The sequence below is a fragment of the Sphaerospermopsis sp. LEGE 08334 genome (assembly GCF_015207205.1).
Classification (GTDB): Bacteria; Cyanobacteriota; Cyanobacteriia; order Cyanobacteriales; family Nostocaceae; genus Sphaerospermopsis.
This window is the reverse complement of sequence record NZ_JADEXH010000023.1, coordinates 60,421-83,194: the sequence shown is the minus strand read 5'-3', so window position 1 is coordinate 83,194 and position 22,774 is coordinate 60,421. Positions and strand designations below refer to the sequence as shown.

The window sequence follows — 22,774 nt, the reverse complement described above, 5'->3', positions numbered from 1 at the left end:
GGCATAGCTTTCGGACAGGTCTAATATTTATGGTTTCAGCGCTAAGTTATCACCCGAATGCTTCGCCCCTACAAGGTAAAAACAGATTACCTAGCATTACTGAATCTACGCTCTAGGCTGTTGACTTAATTAAACCAACCTTTAGTCTAGCATCAACTTGATCTAAATTGAGGAATATGCACATTACTAGAGGTTTTACTCATACCAATTATTAATTTTATATTAAGAAATTCAGATTTGATTGGGTATTCCCTGGTTAAATCTGTTGACATATAAAATTATGGTAGAAATTTTCAAGCATTTGTACATAGTTTAATTGTTTTTAATCATTTAATTTTTGGCACTGGAAGATTTAACGTTTTGCATTTTTTCCCAACTGATAGCAACTGCGCCACCAGTTACCAATAAAACTCCCAGAATTTGCAGAAGATCCAATTTTTCTTGAATCATTAATCCAGCGAAAATTACTGTGAAAATTGGGACAACAGCACCAATGATAGCGGAGCGTTGTCCTCCTAATTTGCGGATGCCAAAATTGTTGAATAAATAGCCGCAAAGAGTGAGGACACCTAACATAAAAGCACTTAAAATCACTTCCAATAAATTGGATGATCTAATGGCTAAACTCCAATCAATTGGTAAAGGTACTAATAAGCAAACAAAGCTGAATAACAACATGGTTGCGAAATTAATTAAAGCAAAAGAAACTGGATGCAGTTTCGGAGCGGATAACCTAGTAAGAATTACGTATACAGAAAAAGCTATTCCGGACATAATTCCAGAAATAATTCCTAAAGAGGTATTATTAATACCAGTTGCATAACTACCCAAGATTAATAATTGACCACAAAAAATGCTAGAAATTGCACTAAAACTTAATAAGCCAGGACGCTCACGAAAGAGAAACCAAGCCAAGAGTACAGTGATCATGGGATAGATAAAAAACAGAGCGATCGCTATTCCAGTTGTTACTTGACCAATAGCAATGTAAATCAAAACTTGGGACAAAAATAAAAAGCCACCACTCACAACCGACAACAGTAATACCTGTTTTGTGTTTGTTTTCTTGGCAGCAGCATTTCTGCTAACTGAATCAAATAGACTTTGTAAGTCTTGCCAAACTGGAGGGTGCAAAATAGGAGCTAAAAGTAACATTAAAGGTACAACCACCAATAATCTCAGCATCAAGATTAAGAAAATATTTCCCAATGTTGGTGACATTAACTGTTGTGCCTGGAAGTTTCCTAACAGATCAGAACCTTGATAGAACAGCGCCTTGACAACAACGTTGTAAAGGGATGACATAACCATTGACAACACAACCAACAGGAAACCTGTCTGAACTGAAGATGAGTTTGGGGAACTGGGAGGTTTTTGTTGTCGGGGTGTTACTTCCTGCTGTATTTTTTGGGGAGAGTATGGGTTTAATTTTGCTGGGGAAGAGTCAGGAACAAGGACAGAAACTGGTTCTGGTGGATTTTCTGGAGGTGAATTTTCTGGAGGTGGATTTTCTGAGGTTTCGGAAGTGAAAGACTCAGGAACAACCACAGAAATTGGTTCTGGTGAATTTTCTGGAGTTGGATTTTCTGGTGTTTCTGAGGTTAAAGACTCAGGAACAAGCACAGAAACTGGTTCTGGTGAATTTTCTGGAGTTGGGGTTTCTGGTGTTTCTGAGGTTAAAGACTCAGGAACAGGGACAGAAACTGGTTCTGGTGAATTTTCTGGAGGTGGTGGTAATACAACCACAGCATCTGAGGATGAATTTCCACTTTTTGGCAAATCCTGAGTTAGTAAAGAAATTGATTCACCGATGATTCTCTCTGAGGATTTTTCCGAGAAACCGTTTTTGTAGGGTTCGGACAGTTGCAATACTGTTGGCGCTCCTCCTGTCAAAATTTTCAGAGAATTTGCATCTTTGATTTTCGCTAGTTCCTCTCGTAAACGCTTGACAAATTCTGCTAAAATTTCTTCCCCTTGCTGCTGTTGATCGTACATTCGTAACAACTGCTGGGAAAGATGACTTTGATAATTTGTTAATTCTTTTTGGATGGAGCTAAAAGCAATTGTGACTGTATCATCCAGATTGTTCAACATCTGGCTGACATTTTCACTAATTTCACTAGCTACTGTAGAATTGACTTCAGCCGATCTGAGGGTGGATTGATCGGAAGATTCTCCGGTTATTGATTGTTCAGCTAAACTTTTGAGTGAAGATTGCAGTTGGGAAGATATATGTTTTGCTAAAACTTCCGCCAACTGACGAATCAAAACTTGCTGTTCAGTAATTTGTCGAGCTTGCTGTAATTTTTCTTTTTCTTCTATTAATCTTTGAATGTCATTGGCTAAACGGTTTTTTTCAGTTTCGAGCCGCTTTACATCGTCTTGTAAAGTTCTAATAACATTCTGTTGGAGTTGTTCTAAGTCTTCAACTACATCCCAAAGGGCATTTTCTGCGGCTCTGGATAAGTCGCTTCTGTTTCGTGAGTTTTCTGGTCGCTTTTCAAATCGCCCCATTAGTTTCTAACCTCTAACACCTTGACGATAAATCAGTTATCAGTTATCAGTTATCAGTTGTCAGTCTCTTCACGGTTTACTGTTCACTGATAACTGTTTCACAGCCTTGCAGATTGGTAGGTTGTTAAAAACCAAAATTTATGCGAAGTGTAAATTGCGTGACAGTTTCCGTTGATTTGAGAAATTAAAATATTGTTCTGGGAATTGTTCTGAGAAAAGTAGAAGATTTTTTTATCTCCTATTCAATATTTTAATAAATTGCCCACAATTATGCAAAAATATACTATTTATAGATAATTGCATAAGATGGCAGTTTTTAATTGTCCATGATTTGCATTTGCTGTGGGAGTAAATCACCTAAAGAAGTTTTTTGCAAAAAAACAGTAATCTTACTTAATTTTTGTAGTCGAGAATGTATTGCATTCAAATAATAAGCATTAAGCAAGAATCTTCACAGATTTCATTTGCATTTTCAGATGATCCGGATAATACTGAAGATTATGGCGCTGATTACAGCACTGATGGGGACTGTAATTACCCAGGCTGCGGCGATCCCCTGGAGGGTTTGAAATTTAATTGATTTGAGGTTTTGTACAAGTCCAATACCCACTACACCACCAACAAGCGCATGAGAAGTGGATACAGGTAAACCTAACCGAGAAGCTAGTAAGATGGTGGTGGCGGTGGCGATTTCGGCACAAAATCCGCTACTGGGTTGTAGGGAAATGATATTTTCGCCGATGGTAGCGATGACTTTTTTACCCCAGATGGCTAAACCTGCAACAATACCTGCACCTCCAAGGATCATAATCCAGATAGGGATAATTATCCCATTGTTGGGGACGGTATTTGTCTGGTTGATGTAGGAAATTACTGCTAATGGTGCGATCGCATTTCCGACATCGTTTGCACCATGTGCGAAAGCGACGAAGCAAGCACTTAATAGCTGGAAGCGTGCAAATAGTTGTTCTATGGGATTTTGGATTTTAGATTTTGGATTTTGGATTGTGGTTAAATCTAATTTTCTCCAGTTATAGATTGTAAGTCCGATTGCGGCTATTGCACCAGTAAATATGGGGATGTCGTGGGAGGGGATGTTGAAACCGATTTTCTCACTGAAAAAGGTTGTCAGTGGTTGGGTTAAGGTGGGCAGAACTATTACACCAAATATACTCAGTAAAATTGCACTTAACCAGGGAATCCATTCTTGTAGTTGTAAGCGGGAATTAGGTTGGAATAATATCCATTTTTGAATAAGACTGTAAAAAAAAGCTGCGATGGTGGCGCTAATAATTGGTGTTAATATCCAACTAACGGTAATTAAACCTATTGATGACCAATCTATGGCATTTATTCCTAATGCTACCCAGGTAAAACCAGCGATCGCACCGACGACTGCATGAGATGAGGATACTGGTAAACCGAGTGAGGTGGCTATTTGTAGCCATACCCCTGCTGATATGAGGACTGTTATCATCCCTAATGCTAGGGTTTGGGGTGTGGTGATGAATAAGTCGGGGTTGGCAATTTTTGTCCCTAGTGTTTCTGTTACTTCATGTCCGAATAATACAGCACCTGTAAATTCTAAGATGCCGGCGATGATTATGGCTTGTGTGAGGGTGATAGCTTTTGATCCTACGGATGTTCCCATTGCGTTTGCTACGTCGTTTGCACCTAGGTTAAAGGCGACGTATAAGGATAAAAAAGCGATTATAATCATTAAACTCTTGATTATGGTACTTTATGTATTTTATGCTCATTATTCTCATGTACCATAAAATCTATAATGTTGGTAGAATGCCAGTTTTATTAAATAAGGCGATCGCTCTTTTTTATTATTTCGATAAATCAATATTTTTACTATCTTCATTCAACTCTAAATGTAGGGTTTTAGGCTGAACTTGCCAACTAATTGAATATTGATTTGGTAAAAAAATCTCTGTTTTTATCCTGTAAATCCTTTAATCCTGGACATTATCTCGACTTCGCTCGATAACCACCTGATTCAGACAGTTTACCTAACTAGCAACTTACGTTAATATTTTTAGTATAATTTATTTGTGTTTGCAATTTTAGGAGTTTAGTATTTCTAAACCCCTAATATTCATATAATTAATCTTGCTAATTTTGTTTTGCTCTAGCGAAAATTTCATCAATACTTTGATCTTGATATATTGTTTTTGATATTTCTACATAATCAGTAGGGGTTTTATGTAGCAATGTCAAAAAACGCATAGCTGCTGCTGAACCAAGAGATTCATATAGTGCTTTGATACCTTTGATTTTTATTTCTGTATCATCCATGATATTATTTATTTCCATAGGTTTCGTTATTCCTAATATAGTCAATTGGGTTTATGATGGCGATCGCTAATTCTAATTTCTGAGCTTGTTTTCTGAGACTATCATCACAAGTTAAGAAAAAAATCCAGTTTAAATGTAGGAAAATGATACTTACGTTTTTTGATGGTAATGATGACAATTTCCACTTCATCACCATTTTGTAAGGTGTCGGGTAAACTGTCTTGGAGAATAATAGTTTGATTTTGGATATATCCTTTCATATTTTTGAATAAACTGATAAACGACTATTTTATTGTACTCTATTTTTGCGTTAAAGGTAGGGGTTTAGCAATGCTAAAACCCTACAATATTAGCATTATTTCAAGCTTTTGCGAACTCGGTAAAAACTCTTTTACTGGGATGATGGAAACCCAAAATAATATCATTTTGCGGTATTCCTGCTGATAGTAAATCATCAACTATACATAAATCTGTGGCATCTTCTTCTACCCAGACTTTGCCGTTTTTTAGGGTAAGATAAATGATGATATGCTGTATTTGTTTTTTATCTTCCCAACCAAAACGAAACCAAATATATTGATCTCTGTTTTCATCAATAGCTAAACGTTCACTAACTTCAAATTCACTATTTTTTGAAGTTTGATTATTACTCATTTCATAATATTCAGTTAATATTTTTTTGACAATATTCCGGTATTGTTCTAGTTTATCCATTGCTGAATTTCCTCTTTTTTCTGAGGTAGTGGTAAACCGATTAGGACGAGCTTTAGTATAATCAAAATTATACTCTGGTAATAAATCATCTTGTTGATTAGTGGTTATTTTTTTCATCATCAATTTTTAGAGATTTTCTATAAATTCTTCAGGTGTGATTTGTGATTGTTTAAGAATACCGCTTAATGTACCTACTTTTAATTCTGGATGTAATGGTACAACACAACCAACTTCTCCATTAATTGTTTGTTTTTTCATGATTACATGACTACCTGTTTGTCTAATTTGATAAAAACCCAAACGTTCTAATGTGCGAATGGCTTCTTTACTAGAAATTCGTGGTAATTTAGGCATAAGTAACCTCTATGCTAGTGACATATCTAGGAGAGGTTTCAGGTAAAGGAAATTCTTGTAAATAAAGTCGTGTTGCTTCTTTTAAACCTGCTATTGCTTGTTCTATTGTTTCACCTTGATCTACTGTACCAACTTCTGGACATTCAGCGATATACATATCATCTTCTTTATAAATTATCACTGTGAAACTGCGAATTTTCATGGTATTTCTAGGTTGACATCTAGGACTATTTTAACATAAAAATAAGGATTTAGCATTGCTAAACCCCTACAGATGAAAATGCTTTAGATGCAACTTTGAAATTAGCAAGACGGGAAGGTTTAGCTGCTTATGATGCTGCTTATTTAGAGTTAGCTTTGCGGTTAAATTTACCTTTAGCAACTCTTGATTCTCGGTTAGCAGCAGCAGCTAGTGGTTGTGGTGTTAGTTTGGTTGTTTTTGATTAGTTTAACCCATTGGTGGAGAATAGAATTTAGCAATTCCCCGGTTGTTGTATGCTATTGCAAATTAAGGATTAATAGTGATAGCTTGAGTATAGTCAGCAATTGCTTCTTCATATTTTTTCAAGTCACCAAATAGTTCTCCTCGCACTTGATAAAGCAAAAAATCTTTTTGTTTATCTTTTTCTGCTTCTAAAATTGCTTCGTTAAGTGTCTGTATGCCATTTTCATATTTTTTTAATTGCTGAAAAATAAAACCCTTTAATAAATAAGAACGATAAAAACTAGGTTGTTCTTTAATTGCCATATTGATAGCATTTAAAGCTAAATCATATTTTTCTTGTAAAGACCAAATAAAAGCAAGATTATAATAGGCTTCCCAAGAGTTTGGATCTTTGCTAACCGCATTTTCCATCGCCTTAATTGCAGCATTCTCTGTATCCCAAATTCCTCCTCCACTCATGCCTGGATATCCTTCATTACTATATGCTAATTCCACAAGTGTTGAATCCTGCAATAAAACTTTACAATCTTGGCGTTTTACCCAGGTAAAACCTATTCTCTATTGAGAATAGAGTCATTAATTGCTCAAATTTGGTATCACTGATACCAATGCACAAATTGGACAATATCCTCAAAATCTTAACATTCAACACTTCTGTAATCTTTGTGACTAAATCTATTATCGCTTCTTGCTCAAAAATGTCCACCTCAGTATTTTTTGTCTTTCTGAGTAAAAATTTAGCCGCTTCTATTGCTTTATCTTCAGGAGTAGTAGTTAACAACATTAACCCTATTCCTAAAGGTTGGTTTTCTAAATCTCCTAACTCATCCAGATAGATTTTTTGAACTTTGTAACTGTCTACCAATACATCATGAATTAGGTAATTAGATGCTTCTAAACTCCGGGATGGAAAAATGATCACACCATACCAATTATCATACCTCACTATTCTGTAAACCGTTCATGAATGGTAGGAATTTGATTATATGTTTCCCCCAGGTTTGCTAATGCTTGGGTTTCTTTTCTAAAAAGTCGTAAATAATTAGCCCAAACTTGATCAATTTTCTCTTGTTGTTCTGCTTTTGGTAAATGTTTAATCTTTAAACTTTCAGGTGTCGGTTTTTTAAGTTGTTTGATAACTAAAATTCTTTGATAGGGATGATTTCGGTCTTTGACTTTATAGGTAATACTAAATCCTGTTTTAGTAGATAAAATTTCTAGGATTTGATAACGATCTCGGAGAATAGCACCAATGGGTAAAATGTTATTCATATTGATGTGTAATTTTGTAAATTTTTATGCCAATCTAGAATTTTTAAAACAAGAGCAATTTTGCTGTAAAATAAACCTGTCAAATAAATGTTACATCACAAATACTCAGATCCCCGACTTCTTTAAGAAGTCGGGGATCTATAACTAACTGGTAAAAACTAAAATCATAATGAATGAAATTTATACAACTGATGTCTTAGTCGTCGGTGGGGGAACCGGTGGAACTGCGGCCGCTATTCAAGCAGCACGCAGAGGTGCTAAAACTATTCTTGTCAGTGAGTTTTCTTGGTTGGGTGGAATGTTAACTTCTGCTGGCGTATCTGCTCCTGATGGCAACGAATTAAAATCTTTTAAAATTGGTTTATGGGGTTCATTTCTTAATGAATTACGCAAAAAACAACCCGGAGGTTTAGATAATAGTTGGGTGAGTTTTTTTAGCTATCAACCCCATATAGGTGCGGAAATTTTCGCAGACTGGGTGAGAGAATTACCGAATCTGCAATGGATTTCCGGGAAAGTACCATTAGAAGTTTTACGCAACGCAGATTGTATTGCAGGTGTCCGCTTTGCAGATTTCACAGTTTACGCCAAAGTGATTCTTGATGGTACAGAATTAGGCGATGTATTAGCTTTAGGAGATGTTCCTTACCGTTGGGGATGGGAACTCCAGTCAGAGTATGGAGAACCCAGCGCCCCAGAAAGTTTTAATGATCTGACGGAAAAATACTCTGTACAATCACCGACTCATGTAGTAGTCATGCAGGATTTTGGGGAATGTAGCGCACCAGAAATTCCCAGAGCGCCTAATTATGATCCATCTTTGTTTGCAGGGGCTTGGGATAATTATGGACCAGAAAAATTTTTAAACTATGGACGATTGCCCGCCAATTGGTTTATGATCAATTGGCCGATTTGTGGCAATGACTACGGCCAAAAAGCCAACCGTTTGCTAGAGTCAAAGATAGCAAGACGTGAGTTTTATCAAGAATGTTTCTGGCATAGTCAAAACTTTGCCCATTATATTCAAACTCACCTTGGTAGACGCTACGGTTTAGCCGAAGGAGTTTTTCCTAGTCTCTCTCCAGCTTTTGCACTTCATCCCTATTTTCGGGAAAGTCGCCGCTTAGAGGGACTTGTTACTGTCTCTGAGCAAGATATTCTGCCCATTGCAGACGGTCGAGTTGCAGCTAAGTTTGATGATGCGGTTGCTATTGGAAACTACGCCAATGATCACCATTATCCGGGTGTTAAGTTCTCACTGCAACCTAAATCTATTCGCTGGGGTGGACGTTGGACAGGAACGCCCTTTACTATTCCTTATCGTTGTTTGATTCCCAAATCTACGGATGGTTTGCTGGTGTGTGAGAAGAATATTTCTGTCTCTCACATTGCTAATGGGGCAACTAGACTACAACCTGTAGTTATGGGTATTGGTCAAGCCGCAGGGATGGCCGCTGCTCTTTGTTGTGAGTTAAATTGTCAGCCCAGAAATTTACCAGTCAGGATGCTGCAAACAGCTTTATTGACAGATGAGCGATCGCCCACAGCTATTGTTCCCTTGTTCAATTTATCAATCTATCATCCGGAATGGTTAAACTGGCAAATTCATTATTTGAATCAACCAGAAACTTATCCTATAGATGGTAATTGTCCTGCTTTATCGGTTGATCATTGTGATTTCTTAAATCTTGATTGTTTCATAGGAATTTTTAATTGCTTAGGGCAACAAGATTACAGATTTACTATCACAAACCCAACAGAATTATTACCTAAGACTTGGCAGATTGTAACTTTGGAATCATCTGTAGATGAGCAATTGCAAGTCTTGAGCCAAAATCAAAAGCTCAAAGTTTGGGGTCGTGCAAATTCATCTGGAAACTGGCTACTTGTCGAATATATCGACGAAGTATCAAATTGATTTTTTTGCAGTTAAATACAATACTTTTTTTCAAATTGTCCGGATCTTTAGATCAAAGCTAAGTATCAGTGAAGTAGAGAGTTCTAAAATAGACATCTACTATGCGTGCTGCCATTTCACTTTTAGTATCGAGTCTGGTATTCGGCTCCTTAGCTTTTAACCACGAAGCAGATTTCACTAGCCTTTCTCATATGCTGATTGCTAATTTTGGTTCAGGAAAGCTACTTGCGGACAATTCTAAACCCGGTCCCAACCAACCAGAACAGCCAGCACCTCATCGCGGTAGTGGACGCAAAGAGTCAATGGAATTTTTTAGCAATATCCATTCCTTTGTTTAACCCTCATAGCTTCAGACTGCTTTTAGGAGAATTCGTTATCAGCAAAGCAATCAAGTTAGGGAATGACTGGGTGTTTATCGTTCTTGACACAAGTGAGAGAACAAAGACATAGACAGTTAAAGCACTACATCGCTCATCCAAAGTTCCAGATTTTATTTTCTTTGACAGAGATATACACAGTTACAGCACTACATAACTCGGTCATAGTTCCAGATTTGATCTTCTCTGGCAGAGACTTAAACAGTTACAGCACTACACAAATGCACAAATAATCAACAGTTGAGTATTTCCTAAAAACATCCGGTAATTGTGGTAAACCTGGCGTAGATTCGGACTTAGTGCATCATATAGGTACTAATCCGCCTTTCTTCAACCGCTTTTGTGTTCCTTATAGTATCTACAAGTTGAAGAAGTAAGGGAGAAAACCACGGTGAAAATAGGATTGTTCTTGCTGTGATGAACCCGTCAAATTTGGTGTGATACAAAGCCAGTTGGAATATTGAGTATTGTTGGAAATTCATGGAACAGCCGATTAGTTTAGAGGCAGGTTCACACATCTATTAAGAGTAGTGAATAGGATTTGTGACTCTGCTTCTACTATTAATTCAAAATCTCAAATCCCAAATTGGTGTGATGGACTGTTAGCAGTTATTTTCCTGATATTATCCTGAACACAATGAGTATTTCGGCTTTGGTTTAAGCTGGTTTATAAGCAATAAAATATTTGCTCAAAAAGTGAATTTGTGTATCTATATTCTCAAAACCGGCTTTCTCTAACCGTTCTACTAAATCATCAGTAGTGTAATGTTTGTAGTATGGTTCATGGAACATTTTGGGGAAACCATTCATCATATTAGCTAATTCTGGTGAATCACTCATTTGAATTGAATCACAGATAATAAAAACTCCTCCTGGTTTGGTGACTCGAAAGCATTGCTCAATAACTGTTTGACGCACTGCTGCTGGTAACTCATGGAAGAAGAAAACAGAAGTTACAGCATGGAAATAATTATCTAGATAAGGTAATTCTTCGGCATTTGCTTGCAAAAGTTGAGGTAATTCACCGGGATTTTGAGATAATATTTGATTAGCTTTCCGCAAATAAGCTGGTGATAAATCTGTACCGAATAAAGATGCTTCAGGCATAGCTGATCTCATCAACTTCAATGTGCGTCCTGTGCCACAAGCTACATCTAAAATGCGGATTTGTTTTTGAGAAATTCCCTGAAATTTTTGCAGTCCACGTTTCAGGGGTGCTAAAATACGTCGTCTCATCGGATCAGCTGCACCACCAAAAAGAAGCTCTACCTGTAAATCATATAATTTGGCAGAGGATTCGCTTAAATAACCATCAGTTTGGTGATGGAAGTTTTGCAAATAATAACTAGGGTATCCTTCTTGATCTGTTGTTGAAGAGAAATCTTGATATTTACCTTGTGTGATGCGTTCCCAAACCAGTGGTAAATCAAGCCAAAGCAGTGGATAGTTAACAAAAAAGTCTGCCCACGAATTATCAAATAAGACACTTTCAGGGTATATCCCTTTTTGGCTATCTTGCCAATCTGCTTCTAGTAGCTGGTTTAACCTGTTTTGTAATTTGGCGATCGCCTCTGGAGATGCTGGTTTCATCTGGCCTACTGTGGGGTAAAGCAGGTTTTTTAACTGTGTACTCAGGAGTTTGTGACCGACACTAAAGTAGCTTTTGCTTTGTTGAAAGCTTTGATAAGTTAACTTTGTGAAGTTATTAAACATAAATAATCCATTAATTTTTGTGGACTTTAATTATTGTATGTAACGAAATGTCAAAAATAAAGTCTTTTTTCTCATGGAGGTAGGTTGATGGCAACAAGTAGACAGAATTGAAACAGAACCTAAATTGTCTGTTCTCAATTGCCAGTTTTCCCACTGAACCCAGCATAAATACTCATTTTCTACTGATCAAAATGTTCAGAGGGATTTATCAAGTTAAAGACTTAAACATCTTGCTAGGGAATGATTACAGCCTTTAGTTTTATTAATTTTCCGCAACAGCGATCGCCTCATTTGTAAATTTTTGTAACAAAAACTTGATTCAGTATTGTAAGTTACAGAATTTTTGGTACTATAAATATGTGAGGCGAAAAAAAAAGTTAATCATCTAAAACATCTATTACTAAAAACTAGAGAGGACAAAAATATGTCTATTCAAGAAAAATCCCGCGCGTTAATGGTACGTCAACATCAGCAAGTTAAGAACCGTCAACAATCCATGCTGATGCGTGCTACACAAGAACTCGGTCTTCCCCAAGAACTATGTCATTATTGGAATCCCATTCAAGGGAAGGTAGATCCCACTACACAAACACTTTATAGCCGGAGTAATGCAGCGATGAGCTAGTCCTAAGCTGGCGATTTTCTAAACAAAGCTATACTTATGTAGACAAAAATCAATTTCTCTTGAGTTAAAAAATCAACTATCTTGATATATAATCCTGGGATATCCAGTATTGAATTAAGACTATTGCCGACGCGAAAACCAAGCAATGATAGTGGTAGTCTTTTTGAAAATCTTAACTGCCCTTCGGGCGAGGCAAAAGGCAGGGGGCAGGAGGATGGAGAATTTTGAATTAAGAATAAAGCCTTTTTGACTCGCCCATTTGGGTTTAAGTCCCCCGCCATAATCTGGTGATTTGGCGGTCTATGATTGGAGGTGGGTTGAAAATCCCCTATAATCGGCCTCCAGCAAAACTGCCTTTCAACTCCTGCCTCCTTTCACACCAGAAAGATCGCGTTGGGCTACAGCGTGCAAGTCTACGGAGGGATAACCGCTCCCATGCTCCCGTTGAAGTAGAAAGTAAAGTCTAGCTTTGTCTAGGTTTTATATAGCAGCTAACAGTCTTGATTTGAGTAGATAGGTGTTAAAAATTGTCGTGATGGCAAGGTTAGAGGCAAAAAGCAAGAGTTTTGAGGCAATGTTATTTTTATCTAAATACTTCTGTTTTTTGTTTATTTCCACCCATATCTACCCATAGACTGCCGGGGAATCTCTAAAAATAGTAAATATCCTGACTTGTTCTAATTCTATTTTTTGAGTCAAATTGAAGAATAAAAAAGCCACCCTCTGAGGTGGCTAAAAATTGATAAGGGGTACAAGTAGGTTGTACTCCTTTTGCGTTTGATATCACAACGAAAACCGCTATACAGCTTGCAATTAGCAATCGTAATATAAGAAGAATTCGTAAGGATGAGGACGCAACTGCATTTGCTTAACTTCGTTAGCAAGCTTGTAGTCAATCCAGTTTTGGATGAAGTCTTCTGAGAATACACCAGTTTCAGTTAAGAAAGCGTGGTCATTTTCCAATGCTTCCAAAGCTAATTCCAAAGAACCAGGAGTAGAAGGAATCTTAGCTAGTTCTTCAGGAGACAGTTCATAGATATTTCTGTCTAAAGGTTCACCGGGATGGATTTTGTTCTTAATACCATCAATACCAGCGCAAAGCATAGCCGCAAAAGCTAAGTAGGGATTAGAAGTAGCATCAGGACAGCGGAACTCTAAGCGTTTAGCTTTGGGGTTATCACCAGTTAAAGGAATACGTACAGAAGCAGAACGGTTTCCTTGGGAGTAAGCCAAGTTAACAGGTGCTTCATAACCAGGTACAAGACGTTTGTAAGAGTTTGTAGTGGGGTTGGTAATAGCCAACAAAGCAGGAGCGTGCTTGAGGATACCACCGATGTAGTAAAGACCCATTTCGCTCATACCTGCGTACTTGTCACCTGCAAACAAAGGTTGACCATTATTCCAAATGGACTGGTGACAGTGCATACCAGAACCGTTATCACCAAAAATAGGTTTAGGCATGAAAGTAACGGTTTTACCGTATTTTCTCGCCACGTTTTTGATGACGTATTTGTAAGTCATTAACCAGTCAGCAGCTTCGATCAGCTTACCGAAGCGGAAACCAAGTTCACACTGACCACCGGTAGCTACTTCATGATGTTGTTTTTCAATGGGTACGCCACATTTAGCCATTGTCAACAACATTTCTGTTCTGATGTCTTGGAAAGTGTCTGTAGGTGGTACAGGGAAATAACCTTCTTTGAAACGGGTTTTGTAACCCAGGTTAGGACCATCTACTTCACCATTTTTACCCTTTCTACCTGTGTTCCAACGACCTTCTACAGAATCTACATGATAGTAGCCTTCGTTAGCGGTTTGGTCATAGCGGACATCATCAAAGATGAAAAATTCTGCTTCAGGACCAAAGAAAGCTGTATCACCAAGACCTGTAGAAGCAAGATAGTCTATTGCTTTTTGGGCAATCACACGGGGACAACGGTTATACCATTCGCCTGTGCGTGGTTCTTTAATGCTACAAATAATACTTAGAGTTGGTTCTGCCATGAAAGGGTCGATCCAAGCTGTGTTGGGATCTAACACCATTGTCATGTCAGATTCTTCGATACCCTTCCAACCCCGGATACTAGAACCATCGAAAGGTACACCGTCAGTAAATGAACTTTCGTCAATTTGGTTATGGTAAACCGTGAGATGCTGCCAAGTTCCTGGTGTATCAATAAACTTCAGATCGATCATCTGAATATTTTGGTCCCGAATCATTTTCAAGACTTCTTGTGGCGTTGTCATTGTTACTCCTTCTGTAGCCAATTGTCTAAAATAAAATCAGTTTCTGCCAAAGCATCTTAACTGATATAAAAAAGCTAACTATTGCTAACGAAAGCCAGCTTTTGCTTCCTGTTTCATCCTAAAAGTGTTGGAACTATTTAGTCCACAGGTGAACACGGTCAATTTAACCGCTTTTTCCTGAAATTAGTTGTAGCCAGACCATGACAGTCATAATTTTTGCTTACCACAACTAGATGTAGAGACGTTATGTATAACGTCTTTACTGGGATAAAATATATCCATAGTCACCAATTTACTACCATAATTGGCTAGTAGACCGGGTGAATTAACCCAAGTTTTGACACACCACCTTAGATATCGTAAAGAGTAGAGATAAGATAATTATGTATTTTTTGTTACAGATTGTCTGGTTTATAGGTTATGTTAACCTTTCTTGCTAAATCTGCACAAAACAAGAAACTTCATCTTATCGGGGTCAACTTTGGCTTAAAATCCTTATGTAATGGATGAATACTTTTGTGCCGCAACTATTTTATGTTTATGGCTATGGCACAAAATTTTACAGGTGCAAGAGTGCAACCAAATTAATATCAAACCATAGATAGTAACAATTGGGAGAAACAAGAATGCGCGATGCAGTTACAACTTTAATTAAGAATTATGACGTAGCTGGCAAATATTTTGACCGGAATGCGATTGATAGTCTTGCGTCTTATTTTGCCACTGGTACAGCTAGAGTGCAAGCGGCGGCGGCTATTAATGCTAATGCGGCTGCTATTGTTAAGCAAGCTGGTTCTAAGTTGTTTGAGGAATTACCTGAATTAATTCGTCCTGGTGGTAATGCTTATACAACTCGCCGTTATGCTGCTTGCTTGCGTGATATGGATTACTACTTACGCTATGCTACTTATGCGCTGGTTGCAGCTAATATGAATGTATTGGATGAGCGTGTGTTGCAAGGGTTACGGGAAACTTACAATTCTTTGGGTGTTCCCATTGGTTCTACTGTGCGTGGTATCCAAATTATGAAGGATATTGCTAAGGAACAAGCTGCTGCTGCTGGTGTGGCTAATACTGCTTTTGTGGATGAGCCTTTTGATTATATGACTCGTGAGTTGAGTGAGCAGGATGTTTAATAAAGGAATGTAGGGGTTTAGCTATTGGTGTGGACTTAACGTGAAAGCGATAACCTAACGTAAAACCAATAACCCGACTGGGAATGAATTAAGAGTCTAATAGCAAAAGTCATCTAAAGATGACTAGAAATACATAATAATTTATAGTTTACTTTAGTAAACTTTGACTATTAGCCATAATTCATTTCATGGCGGGTGTGGAAGCTAAACAAATCAGCCCTCTGCAACCTAAGTTGATGCCATTAAGCATCGCTAAACCCTGATTATTCATGGATAAAATTTGCGATCGCACTTTGGCTATTTTGGCAAGGTGCGTTTATTTTTGTTAATGATTGTCAGCATCACGAAGTACAGGATTTAAGGATGTACAGGATGTTTATTCAGGATAGTAATCTGGTAATGATAAAATAAAAAAAAGGACAGTAAAAATACCGCCCAGTAAGATTAATATAAAATTAATGAAAACAGACACTATATTCTATCGTTTATTTCAAGAAATACCAAGTATTTTTTTTGAACTTATAGGTCAATCTCCCGAATTAGCCGAAAATTATGAGTTTTCATCCATTGAAGTTAAACAAACAGCTTTTAGAATAGATGGGGTTTTCTTACCTCACGAAACCACAGACAACCCCATCTACTTCCTAGAAGTGCAATTTCAGCCTGATGAAGACCTGTACAATAGATTTTTTGCAGAATTATTTATTTATATCCGTCAAAATAAACCTAGCAGTAATTGGAAAGGAGTAATTATATACCCGACTCGTAGTACAGACACAAGTGATATCAAGCACTATGAGGAATTTTTCCTCAGTCAAAGAGTCAGAGTGATTTATTTAGATGAGATTGAAGAGACGACATCATTACCCATTGGGATTGCTACAATTAAACTAATCATTACCAATCAAGAAAAAGCTATTACTCAAGCTAGGGGATTAATTAATCGTACCAAACAAGAGGTAAAGTCTCAAGCAAAACAACAACAAATATTAGACATCATCGAGACAATTCTAATTTACAAACTACCAAGAATGAATAGGGAGGAAATAGAATCAATGTTTGGACTAAGTGATTTAAAACAAACCAGATTTTATCAAGAAGCACGTGAGGAAGGTTTAGAGGAAGGTTTAGAACAAGGTTTAGAACAAGGTTTAGAACAAGGTTTAGAACAAGGAAAACTCGAAGCTAAATTAGAAGCTGTTCCTGGGTTGGTAGGATTGGGTTTAAGTCAGGAACAAATTGCTCAGGTTTTGAATTTAAGTATTGATGAAGTGAGGAAGATTGTAGAGAAAATGTCAAGGTAATAGGTGATAGTTGATTGATGGAATTTGTCAGAATCAGGATATCCAGGATTTGAGGATTTACAGGATTTTGATTTTTCTGGTAATGGCGATCGCACTTTGGCTATTTTGGCAAGGTGCGTTTACTTTTTTTGATAATTGTCAGAATCATAATTGTCAGAATCAGGATGTCCAGGATTTGAGGATTTTCAGGATGTTGATAAACTATTACAATTATAATTACAATTACAAGCTTGTTGCTAATATTCTTTAAAATAAAACTATAATTATTTACTGATGTATAAGTTAAGTTATGTTTGCTCTGATATCACCAGAAAAAACCCAAATTCCTCCCGGTGCTGTGGTGCGGATACCTGGAACATGGGAAGAGTATCAAACTTTATGTCAACAACGGGGCGATCGCACAATTCCAAGACTAAAATATCGAAATGGGGAAGTAATCATCATGTCACCTTTGCCAAAACATGGACGAGATGCTCATGTTATCGCCAGTATAATTACTACTCTACTCGATCATGTTCAGCGTGAATTTGATGCTTTTACCCCCATAACGATGGAACTTCCCGAAGAAAGTGGAATAGAACCAGATTATTGTTTTTATATTGATAACTGGCAAGCTGTATCTGGCAAAAATCGGATTATTTGGACTGTTGATCCACCACCTGATTTAGTTCTAGAAATTGACGTTACCAGTTATACTGATATCAACGATTATCTACCTTATCAAGTTCCAGAAATTTGGCTGTATAAACAAAAGCAACTGTTAATTTATCAACTTCAGCAAAACAGTTATTTACTCCAAAGCTACAGCCACCATTTCCCTAATTTTGATATACATGAGATTGTTGAACAGATTTTACAAACTGCCTATAACCGCAATACAAGTGCAGCTATAAGAGAATTGAGAAAATTTCTGAACTCTGGTGAGATGTAAAAAAATCGTTTGTTGACAGACAAATGTAGTTAGTAGAATAAACCCACATTCTGCACCCTTAACTGTCAAAAATCAAATAGTAGTCCTATATCATAAAGAACTGAAAATACTCATCATTAATTACCAATGTTATCTTTACTTAATGAAATCAATCCCTGGTTAGTTGGAATGGGATTAAACGCTATTTTATTAGGGATAGTGGCGATTATTCCTAAAAAACTGCTCACCCCTGCGGGAATATTCCATGCTTGGTTATTGGGTGTAATTATTTGGGGAACACTGGGTTGGCCAGGATATCTGGTGGTAGTGTTTTATTTTATCGTCGGTTCGGGAGTTACCCGCATCGGTATGAAAGAAAAAGAAGCCCAAGGAATTGCAGAAAAACGCTCTGGTGCAAGGGGTCCTGAAAATGTTTGGGGTTCGGCGTTAATTGCGGCTTTATGCGCCCTGGGAGTGTGGCTTATACCTGATTGGAAGTTTTTGCTATGTTTGGGCTATGTAGCGAGTTTTAGCACCAAATTATCAGATACAACTGCCAGCGAAGTGGGTAAAGCCTACGGTAAACGTACCTTTTTAATTACCACATTGCAACCTGTAGCGAGAGGTACAGAAGGGGCGGTAAGTTTAGAAGGGACTTTAGCGGGTGTTGTCGGATCTGTGGCGATCGCCCTTATAGGTTGGGGTGTAAATTTAATTGATATCATAGGAATTGTTTGGTGTGTAATTGCAGCATTTATCGCTACAAATATAGAAAGTGTCATTGGTGCAACATTGCAATCTAAATATACTTGGCTTACCAACGAAGTTGTCAATATCTTCAATACCCTAATTGGGGCAGTTGCAGCAATTATCCTGGCTGTTATTTGGCAAATGATATTTGTTTGAAAATTTACTAATAACTCAACTTTTTAAACAGCGAATTTGCTGTTTTTTTTTCATGACTATTACTGCACCACAACCATAATAAATGTGTAAAAATTTGCACTTACTATTTATAGATTGTAGGTAAATTTTATAATTATTTATTAATTATTTATTTTTTCACTAACTAATTCATAAAATCTTTATCATTTTGAACCTTATTTTCCTACGGTTTTATCTATTATTTAATGGAAAAGTCATATAGATTTTTAGGATTTTCCTCATATTTATTTCATGGAATCTTCATCATTTTTTACAATTAACGACGAGCAAATCGACCTCTATCAAGTAGTCAAGTATTTACAGGTTTCTGGTAAACTAAATCAGTTTATCAGCGATGTTCTGCGTCAATATGTCTTAGAAAAAGAACTAAAAAACAGAGATGATATAGATATCAGTACAGCATTAATTGAACAGGCAATTATTGATTTTCGGTTAAAAAATCAACTTACAGATCCTGAACAATTCCAAGTATGGTTACAAAATAATGGTAGTGATTACGCTACATTTTATGAATCTGTCACCTTTAGTTTTAAATTAGAAAAACTGAAAGCGGTAATTACAGATCCAAAATTACCAGAATACTTTATTGAAAGGAAGATTTATTTAGATCGAGTGGTACTTTCTCGGATTATGGTTGATAACCGAGAACTAGCAGAAGAATTACACACTCAAATTGAAGAAGGAAGTAGTTTTGAGCAACTAGCAAAAGAGTATTCCTTAGCAGATGAAAAAACCTTTAACGGTATGATGGGTCCCATTAGTAGGGGTAGTTTACCAGATATTTTGCGTGCGTCTGTAGATGCAGCTAACCTTGGACAATTGATAGGACCCATAGAAATAGAAGGAAATTTCAGTTTATTTAGATTAGAGAACATTCTACCAGCAACTTTAGAAAATACTCAACTAAAACAATCACTACAACATGAGTTATTTGAAAAATGGCTAGGGGAAAAAATTCAAAACCTGACAGTAAAATTACAAGTGAGTTAAATATTCTGAACTATCAAACTTTACCAATAAATTCGCTAGATACTTTACCCTGGAAAAAACCGCCATTGTGCTGGTTGACTCCTGAACAACAGACAGAAGTAACCAATGAATTAGAAATTCGTCAATATCAACTTGGCGAAAAAATTTGGTTACAGGAAACAGGAGGATATCAGTTTTTTATTGTCACTGGTAAAGTCCGTTTACGGGATGAAGAAAGTAAACCTGTAGCCACCTTAAATGATGGAGATTGGTTTGGTGATTTGCAACAGTTATTTACTAATTGTAAAGCTGTAGCTGCTAGTAAAGAAGTTGTAGTTGTGTGTTGGAACTCATCACTGTGGGAAAAATTTTCTCATCCTCAAATTGATGAATTTTGGCATGGGAAAGGTGACAGTGAACAGGTGAAAGATAACAGTGAAAACAGGGAAAAAGAAGAAATATCTACTTCACTGACGACATCTTATTTATCTTTACCTTCATCATCAAAAACTGCAATTTCTAATTATCCTTCTAACTATCCTTTTGTCACAAATGGAAATACTGCGGCTGCTTGTTTAACAATGGTGGCACAATATTTAAATAATAGTGTGCAACTAGAATGGGTACAACGTCAACTGCGGGGACAACGCCCCAAAAATGTCATAGAAACCGCAGAAAAATTAGGGTTAGTTTTGCGGAAATTGCAGGTAAATTGGGGTGAATTACGACATTTATCTTTTCCGGCTTTACTATTATGGAAATCGGAAAAAGTTAGCAGTTGGGTTGTAACTTATGGGATGAAAGGTAATTGTTTAATTATTGCCAATCCTCTCAATTATCAATGTGAATATTTCACCCAATCAGTAGTAGAATCTTGTTGGGATGGGAAATTATGGCAAGTAGAATTAATTTCCAAACAAGAGAAATTTAATCTTTCTTGGTTTACTCCCGCAGTTTGGAAATACCGCAAATTATTAGGTGAGGTATTATTAGCTTCCTTCACTTTACAACTATTGGGTTTAGCTTCACCATTAATTACCCAAGTTATCATTGATAAAGTGATGGTGCAGGAGAGTTTAGCTACTCTCGATGTCATGGCGATCGCCCTGTTATTAGTCGCCATATTTGAAGCTCTCCTGGGTACTCTTCGACTCTTCATTTTTACCCACACCGCACGGCGTTTAGATTTGAGTTTATCAGCCCAACTTTTTCGCCATTTAATGCGTTTACCTTTGGCTTATTTTGAATCTCGCCGAGTGGGTGATACAGTCGCTAGAGTACAAGAATTAGAACAAATTCGCCAATTTTTAACAAGTACAGCTTTAACAGTAATTCTCGATAGTATCTTTGCTGTCGTGTATTTGGGATTGATGTTTTATTACAACATTCCCCTCACTTTTGTCGCTTTAGCTGTTCTCCCATTATTTGCGACTTTAACAATTATCGCCACCCCAATTTTAAGAAATTGGCTAAACGAAACTTTTAACCGCAGTGCAGACAGTCAATCATTTTTAGTAGAGACGGTTACAGGTATTCATTCTGTTAAAGCCCATGCAGCCGAACCAGTAGCTAGAGAACGCTGGGAAGGTTTATTTGCTAAGTTTATTAGAACTGGTTTTAAAGCTTCCACAACTTCCAACATTAGCAGTAATATTGGTGATTTTCTCACTAATTTTTCTACATTGTTAATACTGTGGTTTGGGGCAAGATTAGTCATTGATCAGCAACTTACAGTAGGTCAATTAATCGCTTTTCAAATGTTATCAGGAAGAGTGACAGGACCATTATTGCGGTTAGTACAATTATGGCAAAATCTCCAACAAGTGCTATTATCAGTAGATAGAATTGGCGATATTCTCAACGCTGCACCAGAAGCAGAAGCAGGAACAGGTTTAGTATTGCCACCCCTCAAAGGTGAAGTGAATTTTGAGCAGGTTTTTTTCCGTTATAGTCCTAACACCGAACCTGTATTAAAAGGAATTTCTTTTGATATCAAACCAGGACAATTTGTAGGTATTGTTGGGCGCAGTGGTTCTGGTAAAAGTACCCTTTCCAAACTGTTGCAAAGACTTTATCAAATAGAATCAGGACGGATTTTAATTGATGGTTTTGATCTGAAAAGTTGTGATTTAGCTTCTTTAAGACAACAAATTGCTGTAGTTCTCCAAGAAGACTTTTTATTTAACGGTTCTATCTTGGAAAACATCAGTTTAGGAAATCCAGATATTACCGCCGAACAAGTTGTAGAAGCTGCCAGATTAGCAGTAGCACACGATTTTATCAGTCAATTACCTTACGGTTATGAAACTAATGTAGGTGAAAGAGGTACAGCTTTATCAGGTGGACAAAGACAACGCATTGCATTAGCAAGAATGTTTCTTTCTACCGCCCCAATTTTGATTTTAGATGAAGCAACCAGCGCTTTAGATAGTGAAACAGAACAACAAGTATTACAAAATTTGCAAAAGGTTTCTGCTAACCGCACCGTGTTTTTAATTGCCCATCGTTTTGCACCTTTAAAACGTGCAGATTTAATCTTAGTCATGGAAAAAGGTATCATTGCAGAACGGGGAACACACACAGGTTTATTACAACAAAAGGGTTTGTACTGGTCACTTTATCAACGACAACAGATGAATATTTAAGGGTAAGGTGACTGGGGAAGAAAATTTTAGATTTTAGATTTTAGATTGGAATTGACAAAAACAATCCAAAATCCAAAATCCAAAATTGAATTACCAATTACCAATTACCAATTTATTAATCTTTAATACCAGATATTGAGGTAGGGTGAATAGTGTTTGAGTTGGAGATAACATAGGATATCATGGAAGAACCGATATAAAAACCACAAAATATTAAAGTTCCAAAAAAAAACGTAAAGCTAACACATTTAACAGCAAACGGAAAAGAAAATCTACCTGATTTACCAAATTTGGAAAAGCGCATATATTTCCTCGGTGTAATGTTGATGGTAGATAACACCTGGGGAATGTTGACACGCTGATTAATTCAACTTGCAGAATT

Annotated in this window: 21 protein-coding genes and 1 pseudogene; 10 read left to right on the top strand and 12 right to left on the bottom strand. The window is 36.9% G+C overall.

Annotated elements, in window-relative coordinates:
• Window positions 1–330: 330 nt before the first annotated feature.
• The 7 genes from IQ237_RS14465 to IQ237_RS14435 all read right to left on the bottom strand — a co-directional run bounded on the left by IQ237_RS14465 (window position 331) and on the right by IQ237_RS14435 (window position 6,088).
• Window positions 331–2,514 carry a DMT family transporter gene (locus IQ237_RS14465; RefSeq protein WP_194056291.1) on the bottom strand — a complete coding sequence of 728 codons (2,184 nt, stop codon included), beginning with the start codon at window positions 2,512–2,514 and terminating at the stop codon, window positions 331–333.
• A gap of 472 nt (window positions 2,515–2,986) precedes the next feature.
• Window positions 2,987–4,234: an inorganic phosphate transporter gene (locus tag IQ237_RS14460; protein WP_194056289.1), complete on the bottom strand. Its 1,248-nt coding sequence runs from the start codon at window positions 4,232–4,234 to the stop codon at window positions 2,987–2,989.
• A 401-nt stretch (window positions 4,235–4,635) separates the two neighbouring features.
• Entirely contained in the window at window positions 4,636–4,836 is a 201-nt protein-coding gene (locus IQ237_RS14455; RefSeq protein WP_194056287.1) for a hypothetical protein, read from the bottom strand.
• An 86-nt stretch (window positions 4,837–4,922) separates the two neighbouring features.
• Window positions 4,923–5,078: a hypothetical protein gene (locus IQ237_RS14450; protein ID WP_194056285.1), complete on the bottom strand. Its 156-nt coding sequence runs from the start codon at window positions 5,076–5,078 to the stop codon at window positions 4,923–4,925.
• A gap of 100 nt (window positions 5,079–5,178) precedes the next feature.
• On the bottom strand, window positions 5,179–5,652 hold the full coding sequence (locus IQ237_RS14445) for a XisI protein (RefSeq protein ID WP_228020288.1): 474 nt from the start codon (window positions 5,650–5,652) through the stop codon (window positions 5,179–5,181).
• A gap of 6 nt (window positions 5,653–5,658) precedes the next feature.
• A complete protein-coding gene (locus IQ237_RS14440; RefSeq protein WP_194056283.1) occupies window positions 5,659–5,886 on the bottom strand; it encodes a type II toxin-antitoxin system HicA family toxin in 228 nt (75 codons plus the stop codon).
• Window positions 5,879–6,088 (bottom strand): type II toxin-antitoxin system HicB family antitoxin, encoded by a 210-nt coding sequence (locus IQ237_RS14435; protein ID WP_194056281.1) that lies wholly within the window; start codon window positions 6,086–6,088, stop codon window positions 5,879–5,881. Before IQ237_RS14435 ends, IQ237_RS14440 begins: the two co-directional genes overlap by 8 nt.
• Window positions 6,089–6,165: 77 nt before the next feature.
• Between IQ237_RS14435 and IQ237_RS14430 the strand changes: the two are divergent.
• Window positions 6,166–6,333: pseudogene (locus IQ237_RS14430) on the top strand (type II toxin-antitoxin system VapC family toxin); the annotation flags it as partial.
• A 61-nt stretch (window positions 6,334–6,394) separates the two neighbouring features.
• Here IQ237_RS14430 and IQ237_RS14425 read toward each other — a convergent pair.
• From IQ237_RS14425 to IQ237_RS14415, 3 genes are read right to left on the bottom strand one after another with little or no spacing between them, the layout of a single operon-like run.
• A complete protein-coding gene (locus tag IQ237_RS14425) occupies window positions 6,395–6,826 on the bottom strand; it encodes a tetratricopeptide repeat protein (protein ID WP_194056280.1) in 432 nt (143 codons plus the stop codon).
• Between the two features lie 25 nt (window positions 6,827–6,851).
• On the bottom strand, window positions 6,852–7,277 hold the full coding sequence (locus IQ237_RS14420; protein ID WP_309225763.1) for a DUF2887 domain-containing protein: 426 nt from the start codon (window positions 7,275–7,277) through the stop codon (window positions 6,852–6,854).
• Window positions 7,277–7,603, bottom strand: a complete 327-nt coding sequence (locus IQ237_RS14415) for a hypothetical protein (RefSeq protein ID WP_194056278.1) — start codon at window positions 7,601–7,603, stop codon at window positions 7,277–7,279. Before IQ237_RS14415 ends, IQ237_RS14420 begins: the two co-directional genes overlap by 1 nt.
• A gap of 169 nt (window positions 7,604–7,772) precedes the next feature.
• Here IQ237_RS14415 and IQ237_RS14410 point away from each other — a divergent pair, with 169 nt between their 5' ends.
• Window positions 7,773–9,521 (top strand): FAD-dependent oxidoreductase, encoded by a 1,749-nt coding sequence (locus IQ237_RS14410; protein WP_228020284.1) that lies wholly within the window; start codon window positions 7,773–7,775, stop codon window positions 9,519–9,521.
• 101 nt (window positions 9,522–9,622) lie between these two features.
• Window positions 9,623–9,859 (top strand): heterocyst-inhibiting protein PatX, encoded by a 237-nt coding sequence (patX, locus tag IQ237_RS14405; protein ID WP_194056276.1) that lies wholly within the window; start codon window positions 9,623–9,625, stop codon window positions 9,857–9,859.
• 696 nt (window positions 9,860–10,555) lie between these two features.
• Here the strand turns inward: patX and IQ237_RS14400 are convergent.
• The gene (locus IQ237_RS14400) at window positions 10,556–11,611 is read right to left on the bottom strand and encodes a class I SAM-dependent methyltransferase (RefSeq protein ID WP_194056274.1); all 1,056 of its coding nucleotides are present in this window, start codon (window positions 11,609–11,611) and stop codon (window positions 10,556–10,558) included.
• 424 nt (window positions 11,612–12,035) lie between these two features.
• On the opposite strand from IQ237_RS14400, the gene IQ237_RS14395 reads away from it, so the two are divergent.
• Window positions 12,036–12,236: a hypothetical protein gene (locus IQ237_RS14395; protein WP_194056272.1), complete on the top strand. Its 201-nt coding sequence runs from the start codon at window positions 12,036–12,038 to the stop codon at window positions 12,234–12,236.
• An 813-nt stretch (window positions 12,237–13,049) separates the two neighbouring features.
• Here IQ237_RS14395 and glnA read toward each other — a convergent pair.
• Window positions 13,050–14,483, bottom strand: a complete 1,434-nt coding sequence (glnA, locus tag IQ237_RS14390; RefSeq protein WP_194056270.1) for a type I glutamate--ammonia ligase — start codon at window positions 14,481–14,483, stop codon at window positions 13,050–13,052.
• A gap of 626 nt (window positions 14,484–15,109) precedes the next feature.
• Between glnA and apcB the strand changes: the two genes are divergently transcribed.
• The 6 genes from apcB to IQ237_RS14360 all read left to right on the top strand — a co-directional run bounded on the left by apcB (window position 15,110) and on the right by IQ237_RS14360 (window position 22,392).
• On the top strand, window positions 15,110–15,619 hold the full coding sequence (gene apcB, locus IQ237_RS14385) for an allophycocyanin subunit beta (RefSeq protein ID WP_194056268.1): 510 nt from the start codon (window positions 15,110–15,112) through the stop codon (window positions 15,617–15,619).
• A 458-nt stretch (window positions 15,620–16,077) separates the two neighbouring features.
• On the top strand, window positions 16,078–16,923 hold the full coding sequence (locus IQ237_RS14380) for an Rpn family recombination-promoting nuclease/putative transposase (protein ID WP_194056266.1): 846 nt from the start codon (window positions 16,078–16,080) through the stop codon (window positions 16,921–16,923).
• A gap of 289 nt (window positions 16,924–17,212) precedes the next feature.
• Window positions 17,213–17,854, top strand: a complete 642-nt coding sequence (locus IQ237_RS14375) for a Uma2 family endonuclease (RefSeq protein WP_194056264.1) — start codon at window positions 17,213–17,215, stop codon at window positions 17,852–17,854.
• Window positions 17,855–17,980: 126 nt separating this feature from the next.
• On the top strand, window positions 17,981–18,739 hold the full coding sequence (locus IQ237_RS14370) for a TIGR00297 family protein (protein ID WP_194056262.1): 759 nt from the start codon (window positions 17,981–17,983) through the stop codon (window positions 18,737–18,739).
• 270 nt (window positions 18,740–19,009) lie between these two features.
• A complete protein-coding gene (locus IQ237_RS14365) occupies window positions 19,010–19,768 on the top strand; it encodes a peptidylprolyl isomerase (RefSeq protein WP_194056261.1) in 759 nt (252 codons plus the stop codon).
• Complete coding sequence (locus IQ237_RS14360; protein WP_194056259.1) at window positions 19,717–22,392, top strand: type I secretion system permease/ATPase; 2,676 nt, start codon at window positions 19,717–19,719, stop codon at window positions 22,390–22,392. The genes IQ237_RS14365 and IQ237_RS14360 overlap by 52 nt, the downstream gene beginning before the upstream one ends.
• Window positions 22,393–22,774: the final 382 nt, after the last annotated feature.